General features: G+C 69.8%; 22 protein-coding genes and 2 tRNA genes. 16 read left to right on the forward strand and 8 right to left on the reverse strand.

Annotated features, from left to right (window positions below):
* Positions 1-43: 43 nt before the first annotated feature.
* The 3 genes from GVL05_RS08110 to GVL05_RS08120 are packed head-to-tail and all read left to right on the forward strand — an operon-like array spanning position 44 to position 3,179.
* Positions 44-1,600 carry a sensor histidine kinase gene (locus GVL05_RS08110; protein WP_123293985.1) on the forward strand — a complete coding sequence of 519 codons (1,557 nt, stop codon included), beginning with the start codon at positions 44-46 and terminating at the stop codon, positions 1,598-1,600.
* A gap of 39 nt (positions 1,601-1,639) precedes the next feature.
* Positions 1,640-2,302: a response regulator transcription factor gene (locus GVL05_RS08115; protein WP_111084503.1), complete on the forward strand. Its 663-nt coding sequence runs from the start codon at positions 1,640-1,642 to the stop codon at positions 2,300-2,302.
* Positions 2,303-2,315: 13 nt separating this feature from the next.
* Positions 2,316-3,179 (forward strand): DMT family transporter, encoded by an 864-nt coding sequence (locus GVL05_RS08120; RefSeq protein ID WP_131878496.1) that lies wholly within the window; start codon positions 2,316-2,318, stop codon positions 3,177-3,179.
* 8 nt (positions 3,180-3,187) lie between these two features.
* On the opposite strand, the gene GVL05_RS08125 is transcribed toward GVL05_RS08120, so the two are convergent.
* The 3 genes from GVL05_RS08125 to GVL05_RS08135 form a co-directional block, all read right to left on the reverse strand.
* Entirely contained in the window at positions 3,188-3,340 is a 153-nt protein-coding gene (locus GVL05_RS08125; RefSeq protein WP_159572741.1) for a hypothetical protein, read from the reverse strand.
* 102 nt (positions 3,341-3,442) lie between these two features.
* Complete coding sequence (locus tag GVL05_RS08130; protein ID WP_123293983.1) at positions 3,443-3,775, reverse strand: hypothetical protein; 333 nt, start codon at positions 3,773-3,775, stop codon at positions 3,443-3,445.
* 91 nt (positions 3,776-3,866) lie between these two features.
* On the reverse strand, positions 3,867-4,898 hold the full coding sequence (locus GVL05_RS08135) for a LacI family DNA-binding transcriptional regulator (protein WP_123938866.1): 1,032 nt from the start codon (positions 4,896-4,898) through the stop codon (positions 3,867-3,869).
* Positions 4,899-5,013: 115 nt separating this feature from the next.
* Between GVL05_RS08135 and GVL05_RS08140 the strand changes: the two genes are divergently transcribed.
* The 7 genes from GVL05_RS08140 (at position 5,014) to GVL05_RS08170 (ending at position 14,067) form a co-directional block, all read left to right on the forward strand.
* A complete protein-coding gene (locus tag GVL05_RS08140) occupies positions 5,014-6,306 on the forward strand; it encodes an ABC transporter substrate-binding protein (RefSeq protein ID WP_123293981.1) in 1,293 nt (430 codons plus the stop codon).
* Positions 6,306-7,184 carry a carbohydrate ABC transporter permease gene (locus GVL05_RS08145; protein WP_111084508.1) on the forward strand — a complete coding sequence of 293 codons (879 nt, stop codon included), beginning with the start codon at positions 6,306-6,308 and terminating at the stop codon, positions 7,182-7,184. Before GVL05_RS08140 ends, GVL05_RS08145 begins: the two co-directional genes overlap by 1 nt.
* 158 nt (positions 7,185-7,342) lie before the next feature.
* The gene (locus tag GVL05_RS08150; protein WP_159572743.1) at positions 7,343-8,164 is read left to right on the forward strand and encodes a carbohydrate ABC transporter permease; all 822 of its coding nucleotides are present in this window, start codon (positions 7,343-7,345) and stop codon (positions 8,162-8,164) included.
* Positions 8,164-9,549: a cellulase family glycosylhydrolase gene (locus tag GVL05_RS08155; RefSeq protein ID WP_159572745.1), complete on the forward strand. Its 1,386-nt coding sequence runs from the start codon at positions 8,164-8,166 to the stop codon at positions 9,547-9,549. Before GVL05_RS08150 ends, GVL05_RS08155 begins: the two co-directional genes overlap by 1 nt.
* Before the next feature lie 32 nt (positions 9,550-9,581).
* Complete coding sequence (locus tag GVL05_RS08160) at positions 9,582-12,581, forward strand: glycoside hydrolase family 38 C-terminal domain-containing protein (RefSeq protein ID WP_159572747.1); 3,000 nt, start codon at positions 9,582-9,584, stop codon at positions 12,579-12,581.
* Positions 12,582-12,630: 49 nt separating this feature from the next.
* Positions 12,631-13,551: an endo-beta-N-acetylglucosaminidase H gene (locus GVL05_RS08165; RefSeq protein ID WP_159572749.1), complete on the forward strand. Its 921-nt coding sequence runs from the start codon at positions 12,631-12,633 to the stop codon at positions 13,549-13,551.
* Positions 13,552-13,776: 225 nt separating this feature from the next.
* The gene (locus tag GVL05_RS08170) at positions 13,777-14,067 is read left to right on the forward strand and encodes a DUF1905 domain-containing protein (protein ID WP_123673347.1); all 291 of its coding nucleotides are present in this window, start codon (positions 13,777-13,779) and stop codon (positions 14,065-14,067) included.
* Positions 14,068-14,209: 142 nt separating this feature from the next.
* Here GVL05_RS08170 and GVL05_RS08175 read toward each other — a convergent pair.
* Positions 14,210-14,280, reverse strand: a tRNA-Gly gene (locus GVL05_RS08175).
* A gap of 67 nt (positions 14,281-14,347) precedes the next feature.
* Here GVL05_RS08175 and GVL05_RS08180 point away from each other — a divergent pair.
* From GVL05_RS08180 to GVL05_RS08200, 5 genes are all read left to right on the forward strand, one after another.
* Positions 14,348-14,623: a hypothetical protein gene (locus tag GVL05_RS08180; protein WP_123293976.1), complete on the forward strand. Its 276-nt coding sequence runs from the start codon at positions 14,348-14,350 to the stop codon at positions 14,621-14,623.
* A gap of 93 nt (positions 14,624-14,716) precedes the next feature.
* Positions 14,717-14,793, forward strand: a tRNA-Pro gene (locus tag GVL05_RS08185).
* 52 nt (positions 14,794-14,845) lie between these two features.
* Positions 14,846-16,153: a trigger factor gene (tig, locus tag GVL05_RS08190; protein ID WP_159572754.1), complete on the forward strand. Its 1,308-nt coding sequence runs from the start codon at positions 14,846-14,848 to the stop codon at positions 16,151-16,153.
* Between the two features lie 169 nt (positions 16,154-16,322).
* Positions 16,323-16,952 carry an ATP-dependent Clp protease proteolytic subunit gene (locus tag GVL05_RS08195; protein ID WP_111084515.1) on the forward strand — a complete coding sequence of 210 codons (630 nt, stop codon included), beginning with the start codon at positions 16,323-16,325 and terminating at the stop codon, positions 16,950-16,952.
* A 26-nt stretch (positions 16,953-16,978) separates the two neighbouring features.
* Entirely contained in the window at positions 16,979-17,638 is a 660-nt protein-coding gene (locus GVL05_RS08200) for an ATP-dependent Clp protease proteolytic subunit (RefSeq protein ID WP_111075987.1), read from the forward strand.
* Positions 17,639-17,700: 62 nt separating this feature from the next.
* Here the strand turns inward: GVL05_RS08200 and GVL05_RS08205 are convergent, their stop codons facing one another.
* Together GVL05_RS08205 and GVL05_RS08210 are read right to left on the reverse strand one after the other, a co-directional pair.
* The gene (locus GVL05_RS08205; protein ID WP_235035910.1) at positions 17,701-18,306 is read right to left on the reverse strand and encodes a copper resistance CopC family protein; all 606 of its coding nucleotides are present in this window, start codon (positions 18,304-18,306) and stop codon (positions 17,701-17,703) included.
* A 50-nt stretch (positions 18,307-18,356) separates the two neighbouring features.
* On the reverse strand, positions 18,357-19,085 hold the full coding sequence (locus GVL05_RS08210) for a YcnI family protein (protein WP_159572758.1): 729 nt from the start codon (positions 19,083-19,085) through the stop codon (positions 18,357-18,359).
* 233 nt (positions 19,086-19,318) lie between these two features.
* On the opposite strand from GVL05_RS08210, the gene clpX reads away from it, so the two are divergent.
* Complete coding sequence (clpX, locus tag GVL05_RS08215) at positions 19,319-20,599, forward strand: ATP-dependent Clp protease ATP-binding subunit ClpX (RefSeq protein WP_111084519.1); 1,281 nt, start codon at positions 19,319-19,321, stop codon at positions 20,597-20,599.
* Between the two features lie 196 nt (positions 20,600-20,795).
* Here the strand turns inward: clpX and GVL05_RS08220 are convergent, their stop codons facing one another.
* A complete protein-coding gene (locus GVL05_RS08220) occupies positions 20,796-22,820 on the reverse strand; it encodes a M3 family metallopeptidase (protein WP_159572760.1) in 2,025 nt (674 codons plus the stop codon).
* 256 nt (positions 22,821-23,076) lie between these two features.
* Positions 23,077-23,676 (reverse strand): TetR/AcrR family transcriptional regulator, encoded by a 600-nt coding sequence (locus tag GVL05_RS08225; RefSeq protein WP_132099662.1) that lies wholly within the window; start codon positions 23,674-23,676, stop codon positions 23,077-23,079.
* Positions 23,677-23,735: the final 59 nt, after the last annotated feature.

Consider the following 23,735-nt stretch of genomic DNA (forward strand, 5'->3'; position numbering starts at 1 on the left):
GGGCAGGATGGGGGAACGGCCCCGTGATCGCGAGGCTGGAGTCATGACCGACACCGACCGCCTCGACCAGGCGCGAACCGTCCCGCTGGACGACGTCACGCCCTCGCCCGACCAGGCCCAGACCGTCCCGCTGGGCGACTCCGTCCCACCTGGAGCCACCAAGCCGATGCCGCAGTACCCGCGACAGCACGACCAGCAGACGCCGCCAGCGTCGTGGGGAGCGACCCCGCCGAACGGATCGGCGCCGGGTGGCGGCCGGGGCGGTAGTGCGGGCTCCGGCATGACCGCCGGCGCGTTCTACCGCGAGTCGTGGAAGCGCCTGCCTCGCGACTTCGGCTACATGGCCCTGACCGGGGTGCTGCTCTGCACGCTCTACTTCGCGTTCCCCGCGGCGATCTTCGGCGGCGGCTTCCGCGACCTGTTCAACCCGTTCGTGCTGCTGATGTTCTTCATCGCGCTGTTCGTGGCGCGGTGGCTCGGACAGTTCGAGAAGCTCCGCATCGGATGGGCCGACCGGCGTCCGATCCGCCCGGTGGACTGGACGCCCCGCTGGCAGCAGAACTGGTGGACGCGCACCGGTTCCGCGGTCGCCAACCCGCACTACTGGCTCTACCTGCTGCACGCAGCGGTCGTCTACCCGCTCGTCGCGCTCTTCACCGTGGGCGCCGGCGTCCTGCTGCTCGCCGGGTTCCTCTGGCCCGTCGGACTCGCGGTGGTCGCGTTCGCGAACGGCCTGAGCGCGCAGTACTTCGGGTGGGACATGACCTCCGTCGTCGGGTTCGGGTTCCTCGGACTGCTGTCGATGGCCGCCTCGGTCGTGCTGTTCCCGCTCTGGGCCCGTGGCTCGGTCATCGCGCACTACTGGGTGGACTTCGGTCTGCTCGGCGGGTTCCGTGCCGAGCAGCTCGAGCAGCGCGTCGCCGGACTCCAGGCCTCCCGTGCCGGTGCCGTGACCGCCGAGGGTCAGGCCCTGCGCCAGATCGAGCGCGACCTGCACGACGGCCCCCAGCAGCGCCTGGTGCGGCTCCGGATGGACCTGTCGGCAGCGGAACGCGCGTTCGAGAAGGACCCGCAGAAGGCGAAGCAGCTGATCGGCGAGGCCTCCGAGCACGCGCAGGACGCCCTCGACGAACTGCGTGCGCTGTCCCGCGGGTTCGCCCCGCCGATCCTGCTCGACCGCGGGCTCGTGGCGGCCCTCGAAGCGCTCGTCGCCCGCACCCCGATCCCGGTCGGCCTCGACGTCCGCCTGCCCGAGGGCCTCGAGCTCGCGACGGAGATCCAGCGCAACGTGTACTTCACGGTGAGCGAGCTCCTGACGAACACCATGAAGCACGCCGGTGCCACGACCGCCGGGGTGTACCTCGGCCTCGTGGTCGACGCCTCCGGGCTCTGGTACCTGACCGTCAGCGTGACCGACGACGGCCGCGGCGGAGCACGACCCCAGCAGGGCCACGGCATCGAGGGCCTGATCGGCCGGATGCGCGCGCTCGACGGCGACCTGGTCGTCGCGAGCCCCGAGGGCGGCCCGACCGAGGCCACGGCGCGGATCCCGCTCGGTGCCCTGAACGGCGTCCCCACGACGGCGAACCCGCGGTCGTGACCGCACGGGAGCGCCCGCGCTCCCACTAGGCTGGTCGGCATGACAGACGGCCCGGATGCAGCACGCATCCGGGCCGTCGTCGTCGACGACGCCGTCCTGCTGCGCGAGGGCCTGGCCCGCGTGCTCGACGAAGCCGGCATCGACGTCATCGGTCAGTACGCCGACGCCCGCGCGTTCCTCGCGACGCTGCCGGACGGCGCTCCCGACGTCGTCGTCATGGACGTCCGGATGCCGCCGACCTTCACCGACGAAGGCGTCCGCGCCGCCGTCGAGACCCGCCGGATCGCCCCGCGCACCGGGGTCCTGCTCCTCTCGCAGTACGTCGAGGCCACCTACGCCGAAGACGTCCTCGCCGCCGGTGCGACGGGCATCGGCTACCTGCTCAAGGACCGCGTCACCCGGCTCGAGGAGATCGACGACGCCGTTCGTCGGATCGCGGCCGGTGGCACCGTGCTCGACCCCGAGGTCGTCACGCAGCTGATGAGCCGGCGGCGCGACCCACTCGCCGCGCTCACCCCGCGCGAACGCGACGTGCTCGGCCTGATGGCCGAGGGTCGCACGAACGCGGCCATCGCCCGTGCCCTCGTCATCGGCACCGGCGCCGTCGAGAAGCACGTGTCGAGCATCTTCGGCAAGCTCGCGCTCGAGGACACCGGCGAGGACCACCGCCGCGTCCTCGCCGTGCTCGCCTACCTCGGATGAGCCGGTCCCGCGGATGAACCAGGCCCGCGGTACCGACCGGATCCCGGCTCCGCTGCTCGCCCTCACCGCGATGGTGTCCGTCCAGCTCGGGGCCGCGATCGCGAAGACCCACTTCGACGACGTCGGCGCGGTCGGGGCCGCGACGCTCCGGCTCGTCATCGGCGCGGTGGTGCTCGCGCTGGTCGTCCGTCCTCGCATCGGGCACTGGACCCGCGCGCAGTGGCTCGGCGCGGTCGGCCTCGGGCTGGCGCTCGGCGGGATGAACGTCTTCATCTACCTGGCCTTCGCGACCATCCCGATCGGCGTCGCGGTGACGATCGAGTTCCTCGGCCCGCTCGCCCTGTCCCTCGTGCACACCCGACGGTGGCGGGACGCGCTCTGGGCCGCCCTGGCGCTCGCCGGCGTCGTGCTGCTCGGGGTCGGCCCGAGCGCCGTGACCGAGGTCGGCGGCGTGGTCTGGGCCGTGCTCGCGGCGGCGTGCTGGGCGGGCTACATCGTGATGAACCGGCACGTCGGCGCCGCGATCCCGGGTGTCGACGGCCTGGTGGTGTCGATGGTGGTCGCGATGCTCGTGTCGCTGCCGTTCGGGCTCCCGTCCGCGGTCGACGGCGTGGCCCGCGAACCCCTGCTCCTGCTCGTCTTCGGCGCGGTCGCGGTGCTGTCGAGCGTGCTGCCCTACGCCCTCGAGATGCTGGCGCTGCGGCGGATGCCGACGCGGGTGTTCGGCGTGCTGCAGAGTCTCGGCCCGGCGATCGCCGCGCTGGCCGGTCTCGTGGTGCTCAGCGAGGGGCTGTCCGTGCTGGAGACGGTGGCGCTGGTGTGCGTCACCGCTGCGAGCGTCGGCGTCACGCTGTCCGCGCGCCGCCGACGCCGCTGAACGACCGTCTACTCGTCGCCGAGGAAGTCGGCGTACGTGGGTTCCGTGTGCTCGCCCGACAGCAGGGCCGGATCGTTGACCCGGGCCTCGACGTAGGCGCTGATGACCTCGGGCGGGGTGAGCACGTGGGCGACCCAGGACGGCACCGCTGTGTTCTTCATGGTGCCTCCTCGTCCCGGAGCGACACTCGAACGAATGCCTCGATCAGTGAGTTACTTGCCGAACCGGTGTTCGACAAACCATCCTCGGGGTGCGAGCAGAAGTCAACGCGCTGCGTTCTGCGGACTCCGCATCGCGCGCTCCGCCTGGTCGGCGCGCAGGGTGCGGTGCTTCACGGCGGACCGCCACACCCACGCGTCCGCCTGCTGTCCGAACTGGGCCCACTCGACCATGACGGCATCGCGGGTCCAGCTCTTCGCGAAGGCCTTCACCCGGACGTGGAAGGTCGGGAACTGGATCCACGCCCAGACCGGCACGGGGGTGACGGCGTGGCAGACGTCGGGCCCGCGGGCGTCCTCTGAGAGCGAGTAGGCGCGCGGACGTTCGACCTCCGGGTGCTCCGGGGGCTGCCACCGGTTCTCGCGACGCCGTCCCACGACGGTATTCGAACGTGTGTTCGAACGGGAGTCAAGTCCGCCGCGCGCCGTGGACGGACGCCGACGTGCCGCTCGGCGTGTCGGGGAGCGGTCAGGGCTGCGCGCGCGCCGTCGATTCCCGCACGCTCAAGGTCAGTGGTGGTCCGGGCCGTGACGCCAGCGGTGCAGTGGCGTCGATCTGCGCTCGCAGGAGTGTCGCCGCGCGCTGCCCGAGCTCCACGGTGTCGCGGGTCAGCGAGGTGATGGACGGCCGGACGAGCTGGATCATCGCCGAGTCGTCGAACGACACGATCGAGACGTCGGTCGGCACGGCGACGCCCATCTCGCTCGCGACCCCGAGTCCGGCGACCGCCAGGACGTCGTTGTCGTACACGATCGCCGTCGGTCGGCTGCTGCGGGACAGCAGGGTCCGGGTCGCGCTCGCGCCGGCCTCGGCCGAGTAGTCGGTCGGGATCGACACGGCGTCCGTGAGCCCCTCGGTCGCCGCGAAGGCCCGGACGCGGCCGATCCGCATGGCGGTGTGCTCGAACTCGGGGCGCCCGGCGACGTGCGCGATGCGCCGGTGCCCGAGCGCGTGCAGGTACCGCAGGACCGTGTCGGTCGCGTCGCCGTCGTCGATCCACACGCTCGGTGCGGAGCCCTCGGGTGAGGGGTGGGAGCCGACGACGACCGTGGGCATGCCGAGTTCGGCGAGCAGGGTGAGCCGGTCGTCGTCGCGCCGCGGGTCGATGACGACGACGCCGTCGACCCGGTGCCCGCGCCACCAGGCCCGGTAGGTCTCGAGTTCCTCGGCCGCGTCGCGTGCCACGAGCAGGTTCATCCCGACGTGGGTGCCGGCGAGCCCGAGCTGGATGCCGGAGATCAGGTCGCCGAAGAACGACTCGGTGCCGAGCGTGCGGGCCGGCCGGTTCAGCACGAAGCCGATCGAGCCAGCCTTCGCGCCGCCCAGGGCGCGCGCTGCGGTGTGCGGTTGCCAGTCGAGTTCGCGAGCGATCGCGCGGACGCGTTCGCGGGTCTCGTCGGACACGCCGGGGCGGTCGTTGAGGGCGAACGAGACCGCGCTGACGGACACGCCGGCACGCGCGGCGATGTCGGAGATCGTCGTTCGACGGTTCGTGGCCACGGGCTTGACTATAGCGTTTTAGTCCTCCATAGTCACTGCCACAAGCGGGTTCAGGGACAGGAACTGAACCGGTTCAGCACGATGACCACGCAGGATGACGAGGGAGTCAGACGCCATGAGGACCACCACACGTGCGACGAGGAGCCGCGCCGCAGCGCTGCTCGCAGGAGCTGCCGCCACGGCACTCGTCCTGACCGGCTGCTCGAGCGGCGGCAACGCGGCCGACACCGGCAGCGGGGAGATCAGCGGGTCGATCACGCTGCAGACGTGGGCGCTCACGCCGACGTACACGGGCTACCTGAACGGGGTGATCGCCGACTTCGAGAAGGCCCACCCCGACGCGAAGGTCAAGCTGCAGGACCAGCCAGGCGACGGCTACGCCGACAAGGTGCTCAGCCAGGCGTCGTCGAACTCGCTGCCCGACGTCATCAACCTGCCGCCGGACATCGCCCTGCCGCTCGCGAAGCGTGGGTTCCTGCAGGACGTCGCGAAGGACGACACGAAGCTCGCGAGCACGTACGTCGCCGGCGCGCTCGATTCCTACAAGTACAAGGGCGTCGACGGAACGTTCGGCTACCCCTGGTACCTCAACACCGACGTCGACTACTGGAACGCGACGATGTTCGCGAAGTGCGGCCTCGACGCGAAGAACCCGCCGAAGACCACCGACGAGCTGTTCACGCAGGCGAAGACCATGCACGAGAACTGCCCGACCGACTACCTGATGAGCCGGAAGCCCGGTCTCGGCGACTTCACCCTGGCCGGCGTGAAGGTCCTCAACGCGGACGGCACGAAGTTCACCTTCGCCGACTCGTCGAAGGCCGCCGACCTGATCGAGCGCTACAAGGACGCATACCAGGACGGCTACATGCCCTCGAACGTGCTGAACAGCGACTACCTCGGCAACTCCACCCTGTTCACGCAGCAGAAGGTCGCCTGGACCACGGGCGGCGCCACCTCGCTCGCCGACTTCGAGAAGAACAACCCGTCGCTCAAGGGCAAGGTCACCGTCAGCCCGGCCCTCGACACCCCGCCGCTCTACGTGCAGGGCCTGTCGGTGTCCGCCAAGTCGAAGCACCTCGCCACCGCCGAGGCGTTCGCGAAGTTCATGACGAACGCGGAGAACCAAGAGGCGTTCGCGCACAAGGTCAACATCTTCCCGTCGACCACGTCGTCGCAGTCCGACCCGTACTTCTCGAAGGACGACGGCACCGTCAACGGCGAGGCCCGTGTCCTGGCGAACGAGGCCCTGAAGACCGCGAAGGTCCTCAACCCGGTCGAGGCGAACTCCGCGATGACGGACTTCCTCGACCAGCAGATCGCCCTCGCCATGAAGGGCCAGGTCGCGCCGGAGAAGGCGCTGCAGACGGCCCAGACCAAGATGAACAGCCTGCTGGCCAACGGCTGATGCGCGCCAACCGCTGGTTCACGCCCTGGCTGCTCGTCCTGCCGGCCCTCGTCTGGCTCGTCGCGTTCAGCCTCTGGCCGTCGATCAACACCGTCCGGCTGTCGTTCACGAACGCCAGCCCGCTGGGGGGCGTGAGCCAGTGGGTCGGGCTCAAGAACTTCGAGACCCTGCTCGCCGATCCGCAGGTGTGGGAGGCGCTGCTCAACAGCGTCATCTACATGGCGATCTGCCTGCCCCTGCTGACCGTGCTGCCGCTGCTCATCGCGGTGCTCGTCCAGCAGAAGCTGCCGGGGATCGCGTTCTTCCGCACGGCGTTCTACACGCCGGTCATCGCGTCGGCCGTGGTCGTCGGACTCATCTGGACCTGGATCCTCGACGACCGCGGCGTCATCAACGAGATGGCGCAGGCGCTCGGCGTCGTGCAGGGCAGCGTCCCGTTCCTGACCGACCGGTGGCTGCTGCTCCTCAGCGCGATCAGCCTGACGGTCTGGAAGGGCCTCGGCTACTACATGATCATCTTCCTCGCGGCCCTCGGGAACGTCGGCAAGGACCTGCACGAAGCGGCCGCCCTCGACGGCGCCGGATCGGTGCGCCGGTTCTGGTCGGTCACCATGCCGGGGGTCCGCGGCACCATGACGCTCGTCGGGATCCTGGTGTGCGTCTCCGCGCTCCGGGTGTTCAGCGAGCTCTACATCCTCACCAACGGCACCGGTGGACCCGGCGGGCAGGACAACTCGCTCGTCATGCTCATCCAGCAGTACGCCCGCGGCTTCACCGGCAACCTCGGCTACGCGTCCGCCCTGAGCCTCCTGCTCTTCGTCGTGACGCTGATCCCGATGCTCGCCCTCGCGCGGATGAACAGCAAGGCGGACAAGTGACGAACACGACGACCACCGAACCCGCCCTGGGCGGGGCGCGCGGTGCAGCCAGCCCGACGCCGGACGTGACGGGCGCAACGGACGCGGGACGGGCCTCCCGGCCGAACGGACGAGACGGACGAGACGGACGCAAGCGCCGTCGCGCGGTCTGGGGTGTCATGTCCACCCGCGAGAAGGTCGTGCGCTACGGCCTGCTCATCGTGGTGCTCTTCATCACGATCGGCCCGTTCCTGTGGCAGCTGTCCACCTCGCTCAAGGGCGCCGGCGAGGACATCTACACCGCGAACCCGTCGTTCATCCCGACCGAGCCGACCATCGAGAACTACCTCAAGGTGGCCGCCGCGATCCCGGTGTGGCGCTACATCGGCAACTCGCTGCTCGTCGCCGCGATCGACGTGTTCGGCAACATCGTCTTCGCGACCCTCGCCGGCTTCGCCCTGGCGCGGCTGCAGTGGCGGCACCGCAAGCTCGTGCTCGGACTGTTCCTCGCGACCCTCGTCCTCCCGGGCGAGGCGACGATCATCTCGCAGTTCGTCACCGTCAAGGACCTCGGCCTCGCCGACAACCTGGTCGGCGTCGCCCTGCCCGGCATGATCGCCGCACTCAACGTGCTGCTCATGTTCAACGCGTTCCGGCAGATCCCCGAGGAGATCGACCAGGCCGCGGTGATGGACGGTGCGAACGCGATGCAGCGGCTGCGGTACATCTCGCTGCCCGCCGTGCAGGGGACCATCGCCGTCATCGCGATCTTCTCGTTCATCGGGGCGTGGGACGACTTCCTGTGGCCGCTCATCGTGCTGCAGTCGCCGGAGAACCTCACCCTGACCGTCGGGTTGCAGTACCTGCAGGGCACGTTCGCGACCGACCAGCGCATGATCGCCGCCGGCACCATGATCGCGTTCATCCCGATCGCCGTGATCTTCGCCGTGCTGCAGCGCTTCTTCTTCAAGGGCGTCGAAGAGGGCGGTGTGAAGGGCTGATGCGCTTCGGGGTCAACTACACGCCCTCGGTCGGCTGGTTCCACTCGTGGCTCGACTTCTCACCGTCGGACACCGCCAGGGACCTCGAGGCGATCGCCTCGCTCGGCGCCGACCACGTGCGGATCTTCCCGCTCTGGCCGGTGGTGCAGCCGAACCGCACCCTCATCCGGGCGTCGGCACTGCAGGACGTCGCGACGGTCGTGGACATCGCCGGCTCGTTCGGGCTCGACGTCAACGTCGACGCCCTGCAGGGGCACCTGTCGAGCTTCGACTTCGTGCCCTCGTGGCTGGACAGCTGGCACCGTCGGAACATGTTCACCGACCCGGACGTCGTCGCGTCGACCGCGGCGTACGTCCGGGCGCTCGCCGCAGCGGTCGCGGACAAGCCGAACCTGCTCGGCATCACCATCGGCAACGAGGTGAACCAGTTCGCGCACGCGCCGCACCCCGCCCCGCACGACATCACGGCGGAGCAGGGGCACGCGTGGGCGGCGGCGATGGTCGCCGCGGCGCGGTCCGGGCTCGCGTCCGGTCCGTCCGGTTCGGCAGGTTCGTCCGGCCTGGAGGCCCGGCTCGACTCGTCCGCGCCGGCTCTGTCCCGCAATGGGTCGCGTCCACGGCCGCTGGTCACCGTCGCGCAGTACGACGCGGCCTGGTACGACGACGCGCAGCCGTTCGGACCGGAGCACGCGGCGGACCACGGTGACGCCACCGTCACGCACTCGTGGGTGTTCAACGGTTCGGCGGCCCTGCACGGCGCACTCGGACCGGGATCGGTGCGGCACGGGGAGTACCTGCTCCAGCTCGCCGCCGCGTGGAACCGCGACCCCGCACGGCCGAACTGGCTGCAGGAAGTCGGGGCGCCCACCAACGTCGTCGCCCCGGAGGACGCCGCCTCGTTCACCGAGCAGACCATCCGGCACGTGCTCGGGGCGCAGGAGGTGCTCGGCGTCACGTGGTGGTGCTCGCACGACGTCGCCAGGTCGCTCGCCGACTTCCCGGAGCTCGAGTACGACCTCGGGCTCTTCACCAACGACGGCCGGATCAAGCCCGCGGGAGAGGCCTTCGCGGCCGTCGCACGGTCCGGCGCCACCGACACCGCTGCTGCGCCGCCGGCCACGGCGCTCGTGCTCGACGACGTGCTGCCCGACGGCTCGGACCGACACGGGATGCGTGCCGACTGCGCCCCCGGCGGGCGGTTCGCCGCCGCCTGGCTCGCGGTCGCGTCGGCCGAACCGGACGGTCGCGGCCCGCAGGTCGTCCTGCGTTCCCGGCTCGGCGACACCGGGATGCTCGCCGCCCGTGGCATCGACCGCTGCGTCGACGTGCCCGCCGAGCTCGACTCCACCTCCATCCGCGTCGCGCACCCCGCGACCACGCGCTGACCCGCGCCCACGCCCCGACCCTGGAAGCCCCCATGCACGACGACATCCCCCTCACCACCGGACGGGCCCGCCGGGTCCTCGACGAGCGCATCACGCCGGCGGTGCACGCCACCGCCGTGCCGTTGGAGACCGCCTGGCACGAGCTGCCGGGGGAGCCGATCCCGCCGGCGCAGGGACTCGCGCTCGAGTTCACGCCGTACGAGGTCGGCACACCCTGGGGTGCGGCCTGGGGGACGACGTGGTTCCGGCTGACCGGGACGGTGCCGGCCGAGTGGGCCCGTCGCCGGGTCGAGGCCGTGATCGACCTCGGGTTCGACAAGAACATGCCGGGGTTCCAGTGCGAGGGCCTCGTGTACCTGGCCGACGGCACGCCGGTGAAGTCGATCAACCCGCGCAACCAGTGGGTGCTGCTGACGGAACGGGCCGAGGGCGGGGAGACGATCGAGCTCTTCGTCGAGGCGGCGTCGAACCCGGTCCTGCTCGACTACCACCCCTTCCTCGTCACGCACGAGGGCGACATCCAGACCTCGTCGTCGAAGCGGCTGTACACCTCGCGCCGGATGGACCTCGCCGTCTTCGAGTCCGAGGTGCACGAACTCGCGCTCGACATCGACGTCCTGCTCGAACTGCAGGCCGAGCTGCCCGAGGGACCGCGACGGATGCGGATCCTGCAGTCCCTCGACGACGCGCTGGACCGACTCGACCTGCAGCACATCGCTGCGACCGCGGGTGACGCGCGTGCGGCGCTCGCCGACGTACTCGCCGCCCCCGCCGAATCTTCCGCGCACACGATCTCGGCGATCGGCCACGCCCACATCGACTCCGCGTGGCTTTGGCCGGTCCGCGAGACGATCCGCAAGGTCGCCCGCACCACCTCGACGATGACCGAGCTCATCGACCAGACCGACGACTTCCTGTACGGCATGTCGAGCGCGCAGCAGTACGCCTGGATCAAGGAGCACCGGCCCGAGGTCTACGCCCGGGTGCAGGCCGCCGTCGAGGCCGGCCGGTTCCTGCCGATCGGCGGCATGTGGGTCGAGTCCGACACCGTGATGCCGACCGGCGAGAGCATCGTCCGCCAGTTCTCGCAGGGGCAGCGGTTCTTCGAGCGCGAGTTCGGCATCCGGCCCAAGGGCGTCTGGCTGCCGGACAGCTTCGGGTACTCGCCGGCGCTGCCGCAGCTCATGCGCCGTGCGGGCTTCGAGTGGTTCTTCACGCAGAAGATCTCGTGGAACCAGGTCAACAAGTTCCCGCACCACACGTTCCTGTGGGAGGGCATCGACGGCTCACGGGTGTTCTCGCACTTCCCGTCGATGGACACCTACAACTCGCGCCTGTCCGGCAGCGAGGTCGCGAAGGCCTCCCGCCAGTTCCGTGAGAACCGGCTCGCCACGGGCTCGATCGCACCGGTCGGCTGGGGCGATGGCGGCGGCGGCACGACCCGCGAGATGACCGGCACGGCTTCACGCCTCGCCGACCTCGAGGGCAGCGCGAAGGTCCGGTGGGAGCACCCGGACACGTTCTTCGACCGCGCGAAGGCCGAACTGCCGGACCCGCCGGTGTGGGTGGGGGAGCTGTACCTCGAGCTGCACCGCGCCACCCTGACCAGCCAGCACGGCACCAAGCAGGGCAACCGCCGGTGCGAACAGCTCCTCATCGAGGCCGAGCTCTGGGCCACGACCGCCGCCGCACGCAGCGACTTCGCCTACCCGTACGACGAGCTCGACGCCCTGTGGCAGCAGGTGCTGCTCCAGCAGTTCCACGACATCCTGCCGGGCACCTCGATCGCCTGGGTGCACCGCGAAGCCGAGGCGAAGTACGCCGAGACGGCCGCGGCGCTGACCGCGATCATCGGCCAGGCGCTCTCGGCGCTCGCCGGTGCCGGAGATGCGGCCGTCGTCGTCAACCCGGCCCCGTTCCTCCAGGCCGGCGCACCCGCGCAGGGCGCCGTCCTGGCGACCGACGTGGCGGAACCGACCGCTGTCACGCTGACGGAGCAGGACGGCGGGTACGTGCTGGCGAACGAGCTGGTGCGGGTGACGGTCACCGACCAGGGACTCGTCACGAGCGCCGTCGACCTGGCCAGCGGGCGCGAGGCGATCGCCGCCGGGCAGGCCGCGAACCTGCTGCAGCTGCACCAGGACTTCCCGAACATGTGGGACGCGTGGGACGTCGACCGGTACTACCGGAACCGGGTCGAGGACCTGGTGGACGTCTCGTCGCTCGAGGCCTCGGTCGACGACGCCGGTGTCGCCCGGGTCGTCGTGTCGCGGTCCTTCGGTGACTCGACCGTGCGGCAGGAGATCGTCCTCGCACCGGGCTCCCGCACGCTCGAGTTCGACCAGACAACCGACTGGCACGAGACCGAGAAGTTCCTCAAGGTCGCGTTCCCGCTCGACGTCCGCGCTGAGCACACCGTCGCCGAGACGCAGTTCGGGGCTCAGAAGCGGGTGACCCACACGAACACCTCGTGGGAGGCCGCGAAGTTCGAGACGTCGATGCACCGCTACGTGCTGGTGTCCGAGCCGGGCTTCGGCGTCGCGCTCGTGAACGACTCGATCCACGGGTTCGACACCACCCGCGACGCCGTCGACGGGCACGTCACCACCACCGTGCGGCTGTCCCTACTGCGCGCACCGCGGTTCCCCGACCCTGAGACCGACCAGGGCGTGCAGACACACCGGTACGGGATCGTCATCGGGACCGACCAGCTCGGGGCCACCGCGGCGGGCGTCCGGATGAACGCCGGCGCGCGGACCCTCATCGGGGCGCACGGGTTCGCGCCGCTCGTGCGGGTGTCCGGCGGGGTCGTGCTGTCGAGCGTCAAGCTCGCCGACGACCGCTCCGGCGACCTGGTCGTGCGGGTGTACGAGCCGGTGGGGCGGCGGGGGACCGGCGGGATCGAGGTCGACGGGCCGTTCGGACCGGCTTCCGAGGTCACCCTGCTCGAAGAGCCGTTGACCGACACGGATGCGTCGTCGTTCGCCGTCGACGCGTACGAGGTGCGGACCTTCCGGTTCCCGCGCGTCTGAGACCCCGGTCGGCGACCGCCGGCCGGTTCATCACTCGAAGAGGAGTGTCATGAAGAAGTCCATGAAGTTCGGGATCGTGGCGGCAATCGCCGCGATGGTGGCGGCGCCACTGGTGCCGTCAGCCGCGACCGCAGCACCGACCGCTGCTGCAGCCGCCGCCGGCACTGCCGCCGCGACGAAGTCGGGGCCGACGAGCATCGCCTACGTCGAGGTCAACAACGACCAGCTCGCGAACGTCGGCCGCTACACGCTGTCCGGCGGTGCGAACGCCTTCGACGTCGCGATCATCTTCGCGGCGAACATCAACTGGAACGGCTCCAAGGCGGTTCTGGTCAACAACGACAAGGTGCAGGCGACCCTCGACAACGCCGCCACGCAGATCAAGCCGCTGCAGGCGAAGGGCATCAAGGTGTCGCTGTCGGTCCTCGGCAACCACCAGGGTGCGGGCATCGCCAACTTCCCGACCCAGGCCGCGGCGTCGGACTTCGCGTCCCAGATCGCCGCCACCGTGTCGAAGTACGGACTCGACGGCGTCGACCTCGACGACGAGTACTCCGATTACGGCGCGAACGGCACCCCGCAGCCGAACCAGCAGTCGATCGGCTGGCTCATCACCGCGCTGCGTGCCCAGATGCCCGGCAAGCTCATCTCGTTCTACGACATCGGCCCGGCCTCGTCCTCACTGTCGTCGTCGAGCAGCACCATCGGCTCGAAGCTCGACTACGCCTGGAACCCCTACTACGGCACGTACTCGGCGCCGTCGATCCCGGGACTCGACAAGTCCAGGTTGTCCGCTGCCGCGGTGGACATCCAGAACACCTCGCAGTCGACGGCGGTGTCGCTCGCGCAGCGCACGAAGGCGGACGGGTACGGCGTCTTCATGACGTACAACCTGCCGGGAGGTGACAAGTCCGCCTACGTCTCCGCCATGACGCAGCAGCTCTACGGGCAGGCCGCGTCGTACCGCTGACCCTTCCGTCCCGACGGCGGCTCGCGCCCCGTGCTCCCCGGTTCCGGCCTGGAAACACGGGGCGCTTCCGTCGTCCACGTCCCGCTGGCTCCGAGGAGGCACCAGTTCCTCCTCGCGCTTGACGGTTCCGGTTCGCAGATCCCGGTGATCGTGAACCGGAACCGTCACGGACCGAGATCGGAACCCGGTCCGGCGCGCTCGACGACGCGGCCGTACGATCGCGACATGGAGCTCGAGTTCCGCGGTGAGGTGATCGAGTGGCGCGGCCCGTCACCGTTCTTCTTCGCCGTCGTGCCGCCGGACGCCGCCGAGGTCATCGCCGACCTCGCGCCGATGCTCACCTACGGCTGGGGTGTGATCCCTGCCCGGGTGACGATCGGCGCCGTGACCTGGACCACCTCGTTGTTCCCGAAGGACGGCGGGTACCTCGTGCCGTTGCGTGCGGCGGAGCGCAAGCGTGCCCGGGTGGAACTCGGCGACGCCCCGCAGATCACGCTCGAACTCGGCAGTCCCTGACGACGCACGGTGCGCGCGTGTTCGCCTCGTGCGACGTTGATCGCTCGGTGCGCCGGAACAACCTCGCACTGAGCAAGCAACCGTGCACGGGCCGGAGAACACTGCACCGTGCGGCGACCGTAGACAGAGGGAGGAACGAGAGAGGGGATGACGGGAATCGAACCCGCGTGGCCAGTTTGGAAGACTGGGGCTCTACCATTGAGCTACATCCCCGCGCTGCGCACGTGTCGCAGCCCGACCATCGTAGCGGACGAACGAGTACCGGACGAACGAGCACGACATGCCAGGGCGCGTCATCCCCAAGCCGGACGCCGGCGCCGAGCGCACGATCCGCTGGTCGCGCGTGGTCTCCTACGCGCTGGTGGTCCTCGCCGCGATCGTGTTCTCGATGCGCCCGGAGCTGTTCGGCGATCCGCAGTCGCAGCCCGCGCACGCCCTGCTGCACGTGTGGCGGATCGTCGTCGGCATCGTGCTCGCTGTCGCGGCGCTCGGGGTCCAGGTGGTGGTCGGCGTGCGGTGGCGCAACGGCCTGCGACGCGCCGCAGCGGACGAGTGACGTCCCTCCCGGGAACCGCGCACCGGGGGACCGCTAGACTCATCGGCGTCGCATGCGCCCTTCGGCGCGCGCGGACACCCTGGCCCAGTCAAACGGGGCGTAGCTCAGCTTGGTAGAGCGCCCGCTTTGGGAGCGGGAGGTCGCAGGTTCAACTCCTGTCGCCCCGACCAGGTCCTCGAGAACCATCGACCACACGAACGTCAACCAACAGGAGAACATCCCGTGGCCACCAGCACCGTCGACAAGGTGAGCGACACCCGCGTCAAGCTCACCGTGAACGTGACGCCGGAAGATCTCAAGCCGAGCATCGACCACGCGTACAAGCACATCGCCGAGCAGATCAACATCCCCGGCTTCCGCAAGGGCAAGGTCCCGCCGGCGATCGTCGACCAGCGCGTCGGCCGTGGCGAGGTCCTGAACCACGCCGTCGGTGACGCCATCGACAACTTCTACCGCCAGGCGGTCGAAGAGCAGGAGCTGCGCATCCTCGGCCGTGCCGAGGCCGACGTCGCCGAACTGCCGAACCTCGCCGACTTCGCGGGCGACCTCGTCCTCACCTTCGAGGTCGACGTCCGTCCCGAGTTCGACCTGCCGGACTACTCCGCGTACGAGCTCACCGTCGACGCCGTCGAGGTGTCGGACGACGAGATCGAAGAGGAGCTGCAGAACCTGCGCACCCGCTTCGGCACGCTCGTGACCGTCGACCGTCCGGCGAAGACCGGCGACTTCGCGCAGATCGACCTGACCGCCAGCATCGGCGACGACGAGGTCGACTCGGCCACCGGCGTCTCCTACGAGATCGGCTCCGGCGACCTGCTCGAGGGCATCGACGAGGCGCTCGAGTCCCTGACCGCCGGCGAGTCGACGAACTTCGAGTCGAAGCTCGTCGGTGGCGACCGCGAGGGCGAGACCGCCCAGATCGCCGTCACCGTCACCGCCGTCAAGGAGCGCGAGCTCCCCGAGGCCGACGACGAGTTCGCCCAGATCGCCAGCCAGTTCGACACGATCGACGAGCTCAAGGCAGACCTCAAGGAGCAGATCGCGAAGTCCAAGACCTTCGGTCAGGGCGCCGCGGCTCGCGACAAGCTCGTCGAGAAGCTCATCGAGGACGTCAACATCCCGATCTCGGAGCAGCTCATCGAGGACGAGGTGCACCGTCACCTCGAGCAGGAGAACCGCCTCGAGGACGACGAGCACCGCAAGGAGGTCTCCGAGTCCAGCGAGAAGGCCTTCCGCTCGCAGATCCTCCTCGACTCCATCGCCGAGAAGGAGGAGATCCAGGTCTCCCAGGAGGAACTGACCCAGTACCTCATCCAGGCTGCTGCGCAGTACGGCATGGAGCCGGCCGAGTTCATCAAGGTCATCGACCAGAACGGCCAGATCCCCGGCATGGTCGGCGAGGTCGCCCGCTCGAAGGCGGTCGCGACCGTCCTGTCGAAGGTGACCGTCAAGGACACCAACGGCGACGCAGTCGACCTGTCCGCCTTCACGGCGGGCGTCGCGCAGGCCCCTGCTGAGGACGCCGAGTAACGAACTCGACGCCACCGGCGATACAGACGGGAGGCACGGTGCCAGCTGGCACCGTGCCTCCCGTCTCGTGTTTTCCGCACCACCGCATTGCTGTCGGCGAACACACGCGAAGTGGTGCGTTGCAACCGATAAGTTCGACAACAAGCGACAACTGAACGGGAGCTTTTCCATGGCCGAAGCAACACTGAACCCCAGTGTTTTTGACCGCCTTCTGAGAGACCGGATCGTGTGGCTCGGCTCCGAGGTCCGCGACGACAACTCGAACGAGATCGCAGCCAAGCTGCTGCTGCTCGCCGCCGAGGACCCTGAGAAGGACATCTACCTCTACATCAACTCGCCCGGTGGCTCGATCACCGCCGGCATGGCGATCTACGACACGATGCAGTTCGTCCCGAACGACATCGTCACCGTGGGCATCGGCCTGGCCGCGTCGATGGGACAGTTCCTGCTGTCCTCCGGCACGCCGGGCAAGCGCTACATCACGCCGAACGCCCGCGTCCTGCTGCACCAGCCGTCCGGCGGGTTCGGCGGTACCGCTGCCGACATCCAGACGCAGGCCAAGGTCATCCTCGACATGAAGCAGCGCATGGCGGAGCTCACGGCCGAGCAGACCGGCAAGTCGATCGAGCAGGTCCTCAAGGACAACGACCGCGACAACTGGTTCAGCGCGCAGGAAGCCCTCGAGTACGGCTTCGTCGACCACCTGCGTGCCTCGTCGGCCGAGGTCGTCGGCGGTGGTGGCACCGTCGGTGACGGCGCGACGCCGACCGCGGCTGCCGACCCCGACGCCCAGTCCTGACCCCCACCGAAGAAAAGGAAACGAGAATGCATCTCCCAATGCTCGGTGGCGCGCAGAACGTCCCGGCTCCCTCCGATCGGTACATCCTGCCGAGCTTCGAGGAGCGCACGGCCTACGGCTACAAGCGCCAGGACCCGTACGCGAAGCTCTTCGAGGACCGCATCGTGTTCCTCGGTGTCCAGGTCGACGACGCGTCGGCTGACGACGTCATGGCCCAGCTGCTCGTGCTCGAGTCGATGGACCCCGACCGCGACATCGTCATGTACATCAACTCGCCCGGTGGCTCGTTCACCGCGATGACGGCGATCTACGACACGATGCAGTACATCCGTCCGCAGATCCAGACGGTCTGCCTCGGTCAGGCCGCCTCGGCCGCGTCGGTGCTCCTCGCCGGTGGCACGCCGGGCAAGCGTCTGGCCCTGCCGAACGCCCGCGTGCTCATCCACCAGCCCGCTGTCCAGCAGGGTGGCGGCCAGGCGTCGGACATCGAGATCCAGGCGGCGGAGATCCTCCGCATGCGCACCTGGCTCGAGGAGACGCTGTCGAAGCACTCCAACAAGACGCCGGCGGAGATCAACCACGACATCGAGCGCGACAAGATCATGTCCGCGCAGGAAGCCGTGGAGTACGGCCTGATCGACCAGGTCCTCACCAGCCGCAAGAACCTGCCGGCGCTCGTCAAGTAGCACCAGCAGGAACGACGAAGGCCCCGCACCGATCGGTGTGGGGCCTTCGTCGTGCAGCGGTGTCAGTCCTCGGTGTCGTCCGTCTCGGGCGCGGGGCGGCGCCGCAGGAGCAGCAGGACCGCGACGACCGCGGCGACGAGGACGACGCCTCCGGCGCCGATCCAGAGTGCGTCGGTCGCGGCCGAGTCGGTGTCACCAGAGGCGGTGCCGGTGGTGGCGGCCGCGGTGGAGTCGTCTCCCGCGGTGGCGCAGGTCGGCGGCGTGGTCGATCCCGAGGCCGCGGAGAAGCCGGACGGGGCCTTCCACGTGAAGGCGTACTCGTCGGAGACGGTGTGGCCGTCGGCGGAGACGATCTGCCACTCGACGGTGTACTTCCCCGAGTCGCCGAGTGCGGCGGGCGTGGTCATCGAGGGGCCGTCGATGTCGACGCAGCCGTCCTCGTAGTACTTCCTGTCCGGACCCACGACCCGGAAGGCGAAGCCCGAACCGGAGTCGCCGATGTCGAGCAGCTTGTCGTTCGTGGTGATCTCGAACGCCTTCGGCAGCGCGGTGAGCGTGCCGCCGACCTCCGGGGTGGACGCGATCAGGTAGTTGTGCGCGCTGGCGGGACCCGCGAGCCCGAGGACCGCACCGCCTGCGATCGCGACGGCCGCGGCGGACCCGGCCACGAGCCTCCAGGCAGAGGACCGCAGTCGAGCCCGACGCGAGCCGCGCTGCGTCACTTGGCGGAGCTCCGACGACGCGTGCCGGCGACGGCGACGACCAGGGCGACGGCGCCGAGCACCAGACCGCCCAGGCCGAGGAAGCGGCCGACCAGGTCGGGGTCCGCAGGGGTCGTCGAGCCGGCTGCGGCTTCGGCGGTCGGGGTGGTGGCGACCGGGTCACCGTCGTCGTCCGTGGCCTCGGCCGCGGTCAGCGTGATCGAGGGGGCCGGGTGCTCGGGCTCGGCCTCGCCGGCCTGCTGCTCCTGGTTCCACTCGACCGAGCGCTTCTCGCAGGTCTGGATCGCGGGGAACTCGACGAGGTCGCCGGCCTTGCCGTCCGGCAGCGAGAACGAGAGGGCGAAGGTGTCGCGCTCGTCGGCGGGGAGCGGGGTCTTCGCGGTGTAGGTGATGCTCGTGACGCGCTCGGCGGCGTCCTCGGCGTGCTCTCCGTCGGCCGCGGCGGAGGGGCTCGTGTACGGCTCGGTCGCCTTCGTGATCTTCCAGTTCGGGTTCACGGTGGGGGTGACCTCGATGACGGACTCCGGCACCTGGAACTCGATCTTCGTGGTGGGGGAGCCGTCGCAGCCGTGCGGGACCGAGAAGGTCGCCGTGGTGTACGAGTTCGCGGCGGTCGAGGTGGCCGTCGCGGACACGTGCGCGCTGGCTGCGCCGGCGGTGCCGAGGACGATGACGGCCACGGCGCCGAGGGTGACGGCGCCGCCGACGGCGAGACGCTTCTGCATGGGGATCCTTCGATGGTCGGGACGGTGTTTCTACAACTTGTAGAGAAGACTGGATCACGGTAGCAGGCCCGAACGCCCTGGGCGAACGCGCGCGCGAAATCCCGCGGCGCCGCACGGTCGGTGTCACCGGTTGCGGTTAGGCTCGTGTCCACGACGAGGTGCCCACCAGCAGCGGTGCACCAGCGGCCGGTGCGAGTGCGCGGGCCGGCACGTCCAACCAGGGAGGCACGGCAATGGCACGCATCGGAGAGAGCGGGGACCTCCTCAAGTGCTCCTTCTGCGGCAAGAGCCAGAAGCAGGTCCAGCAGTTGATCGCCGGTCCGGGTGTCTACATCTGTGACGAGTGCGTCGAGCTGTGCAACGAGATCATCGAGGAGCGTCTGGCAGAAGCCGGCGAGGACACCTCGAGCGGTGACTTCGAACTGCCGAAGCCGCGCGAGATCTTCGACTTCCTGCAGGAGTACGTCATCGGGCAGGACCCGGCGAAGCGCGCCCTCGCCGTGGCCGTCTACAACCACTACAAGCGCATCCGTGCGCAGGGGCAGATCACCGCTGCTGAAGACCGCGACGACATCGAGATCGCGAAGTCGAACATCCTGCTCATCGGCCCGACCGGCTGCGGCAAGACCTACCTGGCGCAGACCCTGGCGAAGCGCCTCAACGTGCCGTTCGCCGTCGCCGACGCCACCGCCCTGACCGAGGCGGGCTACGTCGGCGAAGACGTCGAGAACATCCTGCTCAAGCTGATCCAGGCCGCCGACTACGACGTCAAGCGCGCCGAGACCGGCATCATCTACATCGACGAGGTCGACAAGATCGCCCGCAAGGCCGAGAACCCCTCGATCACGCGCGACGTCTCCGGCGAAGGCGTGCAGCAGGCACTGCTCAAGATCCTCGAGGGCACGGTCGCGTCGGTCCCGCCGCAGGGTGGTCGCAAGCACCCGCACCAGGAGTTCATCCAGATCGACACGACGAACGTCCTGTTCATCGTGGCCGGTGCGTTCGCCGGGCTCGAGGACATCGTGTCCTCGCGCGTCGGCAAGCGGGGGATCGGCTTCGGGGCACCGCTGCACAGTGCGACCGACCACCAGGACCTGTACTCCGAGGTCCTGCCGGAAGACCTGCACAAGTTCGGTCTGATCCCCGAGTTCATCGGTCGTCTGCCCGTCGTCACCACGGTGTCGCAGCTCGACCAGGCCGCCCTCATGCAGATCCTGACCGAGCCGAAGAACGCGCTGATCAAGCAGTACCAGCGGATGTTCCAGATCGACGGCGTCGAGCTCGAGTTCGACCAGGGTGCGCTCGAAGCGATCGCCGACCTGGCCGTGCTGCGCCAGACCGGTGCCCGTGGCCTGCGCGCCATCCTCGAAGAGGTCCTCGGCCCGGTGATGTTCGACGTCCCGTCCGACGACGACGTCGCCCGCGTGGTGATCACCCGCGAGTCCGTGCTCGAGAACGCGGCGCCGACCATCGTGCCCCGGCCGCGGGCGAAGCGCGTCGAGAAGTCGGCGTAGCGCTCCGTTCGCTCCGAAGCCCCGCCACCGGATCGGTGCGGGGCTTCGTCGTGGTGTGGCGGTCGGCACGGCCCGCGGATCGACGTCTGGTTCCTCCCATGACGGCTGCGATGGAAGGTGAGATCGGGCGTACCTGGTCGGAAGTTCCGACCGGGTACGCCCGATTCGACGCGGTACGCCCGGAAGCGCCCGGGCCCTACTCGAGGCCGCGGCGACGCAGCAGCGGCCCGACCTCGGCGTCACGGCCGCGGAAGTCGCGGTAGGCCTCGAGCGGGTCCTTCGAGCCCCCGACGCCCAGCAGTCGTTCCGCGAAGCGTCGACCGGCCGCGCGGTCCAGCCCGCCGTTGTCGCGGAACCACTCGACCGTGTCGGCGTCGAGCACCTCGGACCAGATGTAGCCGTAGTACCCGGCGTCGTACCCGCCCGAGAACGTGTGGGCGAAGTACGTCGACGAGTAGCGCGGCGGCACGGCCTCGACGGCGATACCGGCGGCGGTGAGGGCGTTCCGCTCGAAGTCCTCGACGGACGTGACCGCAGCGGCGTCGGCGGAGGACAGCCGGTGCCACGCCTGGTCGAGCAACGCCGCGGCCAGGTACTCGGTGGTGCCGAAGCCCTCGTTGAAGCCCTCGGACTCGCTCAGGCCCAGGACGAGCTCGGGCGGCAGCGGGGCGCCGGTCTCGTGGTGCTTCGCGTAGTTCGCCAGGACCGACGGCCACGACACCCACATCTCGTTCACCTGGCTCGGGAACTCGACGAAGTCGCGCTCGACGTTCGTGCCAGAGAACCGGGGGTACGTGGTGCGGGCGATGAGGCCGTGCAGCGCGTGGCCGAACTCGTGGAAGAGCGTCTCGACCTCGTCCTGGATGAGCAGCGTCGGTGACCCGGGGGCCGGCTTCGCGACGTTGAGGTTGTTCACCACGACGGGCAGCGTGCCGAGCAGCTCGGACTGCTCGACCACGGGGTTCATCCACGCGCCGCCGCGCTTGCCGTCGCGCGTGTACAGGTCGAGCAGGTACAGGCCAACCGGTTCGTCGTCGTCGCCGGTGACCTCGAAGACACGGACCTCGTCGTTGTAGCCGTGCAGGTCCGGGCGCTCGGTGAAGGTCAGGCCGTAGAGGGCACCCGCGGCGTGGAAGACACCGTCGCGCAGAACCCGGTCGGCCTCGAAGTACGGTCGGAGCGCCGAGCTGTCCGCGGCGAACTGCTCCCCGCGCAGGAGCTCGGTGGCGTAGGCCCAGTCCCACGACTCGATGTCGAACCCGACCGTGCGGGACCGGACGGCCCGCTCGTCGTCGGCGTTCCGGGCTGCAGCGCCGACGAGCGACGACAGCAGGCCGTCGACGGCCTCGGGGGTCTTCGCCGTCTCGTCGGCGGTGACGACCGCGGCGTGGTTCGGGAACCCGAGCAGTTCGGCGCGCTCGGCACGGAGCCGCACGATGCGCAGCAGGACCTCGCGGTTGTCGTACTGGTTGCCGCGGCGGCCGCGGGCGAGCGAGGCGCGCATGATCCGCTCGCGCAGGTCGCGGTTCGCGAGCGACGGCAGCCACGGGTGGCCGGTGTAGAGCGGCAGGGTGATGAGCCAGCCCTCGAGGCCGCGGTCCGCAGCGGAACCGGCAGCGGCGGACTTCGCACCGTCGTCGAGCCCCTCGAGCTCGGCTTCGTCGGTCACGTGCACGGCGGAGTCGTTGGTGTCCTCGAGCAGGTTGCGCTCGAAGGTGGTCGTGAACGTCGACAGCTCCTGGTTGATCGCGGTCAGGCGCTCCTTGCCGGCGTCGTCGAGCCCGGCACCCGCCAGGGTCATCTCGGCGTGGGTGCGCTCGACCAGGCGGAGCGCTTCGCCCTCGAGCCCGGCGGCTGCGGCGCCGTCGAGCACGGACTGCACGCGGGCGTAGAGCCGGGAGTCCAGCGTGATCGCGTCGCGGTGGGCGGCGAGCAACGGCGAGACCTCGGCCTCGAGGTCGTGCAGCTCCGGCGTCGAGTCCGCCGACGACAGCGTGAAGAACACGTGGCTGACACGGGTCAGCAGCTGCCCGGAGCGCTCGAGGGCGATGAGGGTGTTCTCGACCGTCGGTGCGTGCGGATCGGTGGCGATGGCCTCGACCTCGGCGCGCTGCTCGGCCATGCCGGCCTCGAAGGCCGGTCGGTAGTGCTCGAGTCGCACGTCGCCGAAGGGCGGCAGGGCGTAGGGGAGGGTGCTCGGGACGTCGAACGGGGTTGCCATGGCAACCACCCTACGGACGTCGCGCCGCGACGGGGCGGACGGGAGGCCCGTGGCGGCCTGGCCCCGCGCCTCTCCCCACCGGCACGGCCGTCGCGCCGCTGGCGCGTCGCACCGGAACCGGCGGCGTGGGCCCAGTCCGCCTTGTGGGTGCGTTCCTTCCCATCGCGACCGGCTTGGAAAGCGGAATCGGGCGTACCTGGTCGAAAGAACCGACCAGGTACGCCCGGAACGACCAGGTACGCCCGGAACGGCCAGGTCAGCGGGACGGCCCCGTGGCGGCGTCGATCAGCGTCGACGCGGCACGGCGGGCGTGCGCTGCAGGTTCCGTGGTGCCGGCGATGGCAGCAGTGGTCTGCGCGCCCTCGGCGAGCAGGGCGAGCTGTGCGGCGAGTTCCTCGGCACGGTCCGGATCGGCGACGACCTCGGCGGTGAGCTCCTGCACGAACCGCTGGAACGAGTCCTTGTGGTCGCGGGCGATCTCGGCGACCGCGGGCGAGGTCGCGCCGAGCTCGCCGAAGGCGTTGATGAACCCGCAGCCGCGGAACGTGTCGTCGCCGAACCACGACTCGAGGAAGTCGTACACGGCGAGCAGCTTGTCGCGCGGGGTCGTGGCCGCCTCGACCGCACCGTGTACACCGCGCTCCCAGAGGTCGTGGCGCCCGGACAGGACGGCCGCGATGAGCTGCTCCTTGCCCGGGAAGGCCGCGTAGAGCTTCTTCAGCGAGACGCCTGCGCCCGTGCGGATCTCGTCCATGCCGACGGACTGGATGCCGCGCGCGTAGAACAGCTGGTCGGCGACGTCCACGATGTGCGCGCGGACGTCGGCGTCGACCGTGCTGATGGTGCTGGTTGCCATGACGTACCCCGTTCGCTGCGTGTTCACCGTTCCCGAGTTGCGCCGGGAACGATCGTTCT

The sequence above is a fragment of the Curtobacterium sp. 18060 genome (assembly GCF_902706105.1).
Lineage (GTDB): Bacteria > Actinomycetota > Actinomycetes > Actinomycetales > Microbacteriaceae > Curtobacterium.

What these genes read in the sequence shown, in the direction of transcription:
- GVL05_RS08110 (WP_123293985.1), top strand. Translation starts at nt 44, where the DNA reads ATGACCGACACCGACCGCCTCGACCAGGCGCGAACCGTCCCGCTGGAC.
- GVL05_RS08115 (WP_111084503.1), top strand. Translation starts at nt 1,640, where the DNA reads ATGACAGACGGCCCGGATGCAGCACGCATCCGGGCCGTCGTCGTCGAC.
- GVL05_RS08120 (WP_131878496.1), top strand. Translation starts at nt 2,316, where the DNA reads ATGAACCAGGCCCGCGGTACCGACCGGATCCCGGCTCCGCTGCTCGCC.
- GVL05_RS08125 (WP_159572741.1), bottom strand. Translation starts at nt 3,340, where the DNA reads ATGAAGAACACAGCGGTGCCGTCCTGGGTCGCCCACGTGCTCACCCCG.
- GVL05_RS08140 (WP_123293981.1), top strand. Translation starts at nt 5,014, where the DNA reads ATGAGGACCACCACACGTGCGACGAGGAGCCGCGCCGCAGCGCTGCTC.
- GVL05_RS08145 (WP_111084508.1), top strand. Translation starts at nt 6,306, where the DNA reads ATGCGCGCCAACCGCTGGTTCACGCCCTGGCTGCTCGTCCTGCCGGCC.
- GVL05_RS08150 (WP_159572743.1), top strand. Translation starts at nt 7,343, where the DNA reads ATGTCCACCCGCGAGAAGGTCGTGCGCTACGGCCTGCTCATCGTGGTG.
- GVL05_RS08155 (WP_159572745.1), top strand. Translation starts at nt 8,164, where the DNA reads ATGCGCTTCGGGGTCAACTACACGCCCTCGGTCGGCTGGTTCCACTCG.
- GVL05_RS08160 (WP_159572747.1), top strand. Translation starts at nt 9,582, where the DNA reads ATGCACGACGACATCCCCCTCACCACCGGACGGGCCCGCCGGGTCCTC.
- GVL05_RS08165 (WP_159572749.1), top strand. Translation starts at nt 12,631, where the DNA reads ATGAAGAAGTCCATGAAGTTCGGGATCGTGGCGGCAATCGCCGCGATG.
- GVL05_RS08170 (WP_123673347.1), top strand. Translation starts at nt 13,777, where the DNA reads ATGGAGCTCGAGTTCCGCGGTGAGGTGATCGAGTGGCGCGGCCCGTCA.
- GVL05_RS08180 (WP_123293976.1), top strand. Translation starts at nt 14,348, where the DNA reads ATGCCAGGGCGCGTCATCCCCAAGCCGGACGCCGGCGCCGAGCGCACG.
- GVL05_RS08195 (WP_111084515.1), top strand. Translation starts at nt 16,323, where the DNA reads ATGGCCGAAGCAACACTGAACCCCAGTGTTTTTGACCGCCTTCTGAGA.
- GVL05_RS08200 (WP_111075987.1), top strand. Translation starts at nt 16,979, where the DNA reads ATGCATCTCCCAATGCTCGGTGGCGCGCAGAACGTCCCGGCTCCCTCC.
- GVL05_RS08210 (WP_159572758.1), bottom strand. Translation starts at nt 19,085, where the DNA reads ATGCAGAAGCGTCTCGCCGTCGGCGGCGCCGTCACCCTCGGCGCCGTG.
- clpX (WP_111084519.1), top strand. Translation starts at nt 19,319, where the DNA reads ATGGCACGCATCGGAGAGAGCGGGGACCTCCTCAAGTGCTCCTTCTGC.
- GVL05_RS08220 (WP_159572760.1), bottom strand. Translation starts at nt 22,820, where the DNA reads ATGGCAACCCCGTTCGACGTCCCGAGCACCCTCCCCTACGCCCTGCCG.
- GVL05_RS08225 (WP_132099662.1), bottom strand. Translation starts at nt 23,676, where the DNA reads ATGGCAACCAGCACCATCAGCACGGTCGACGCCGACGTCCGCGCGCAC.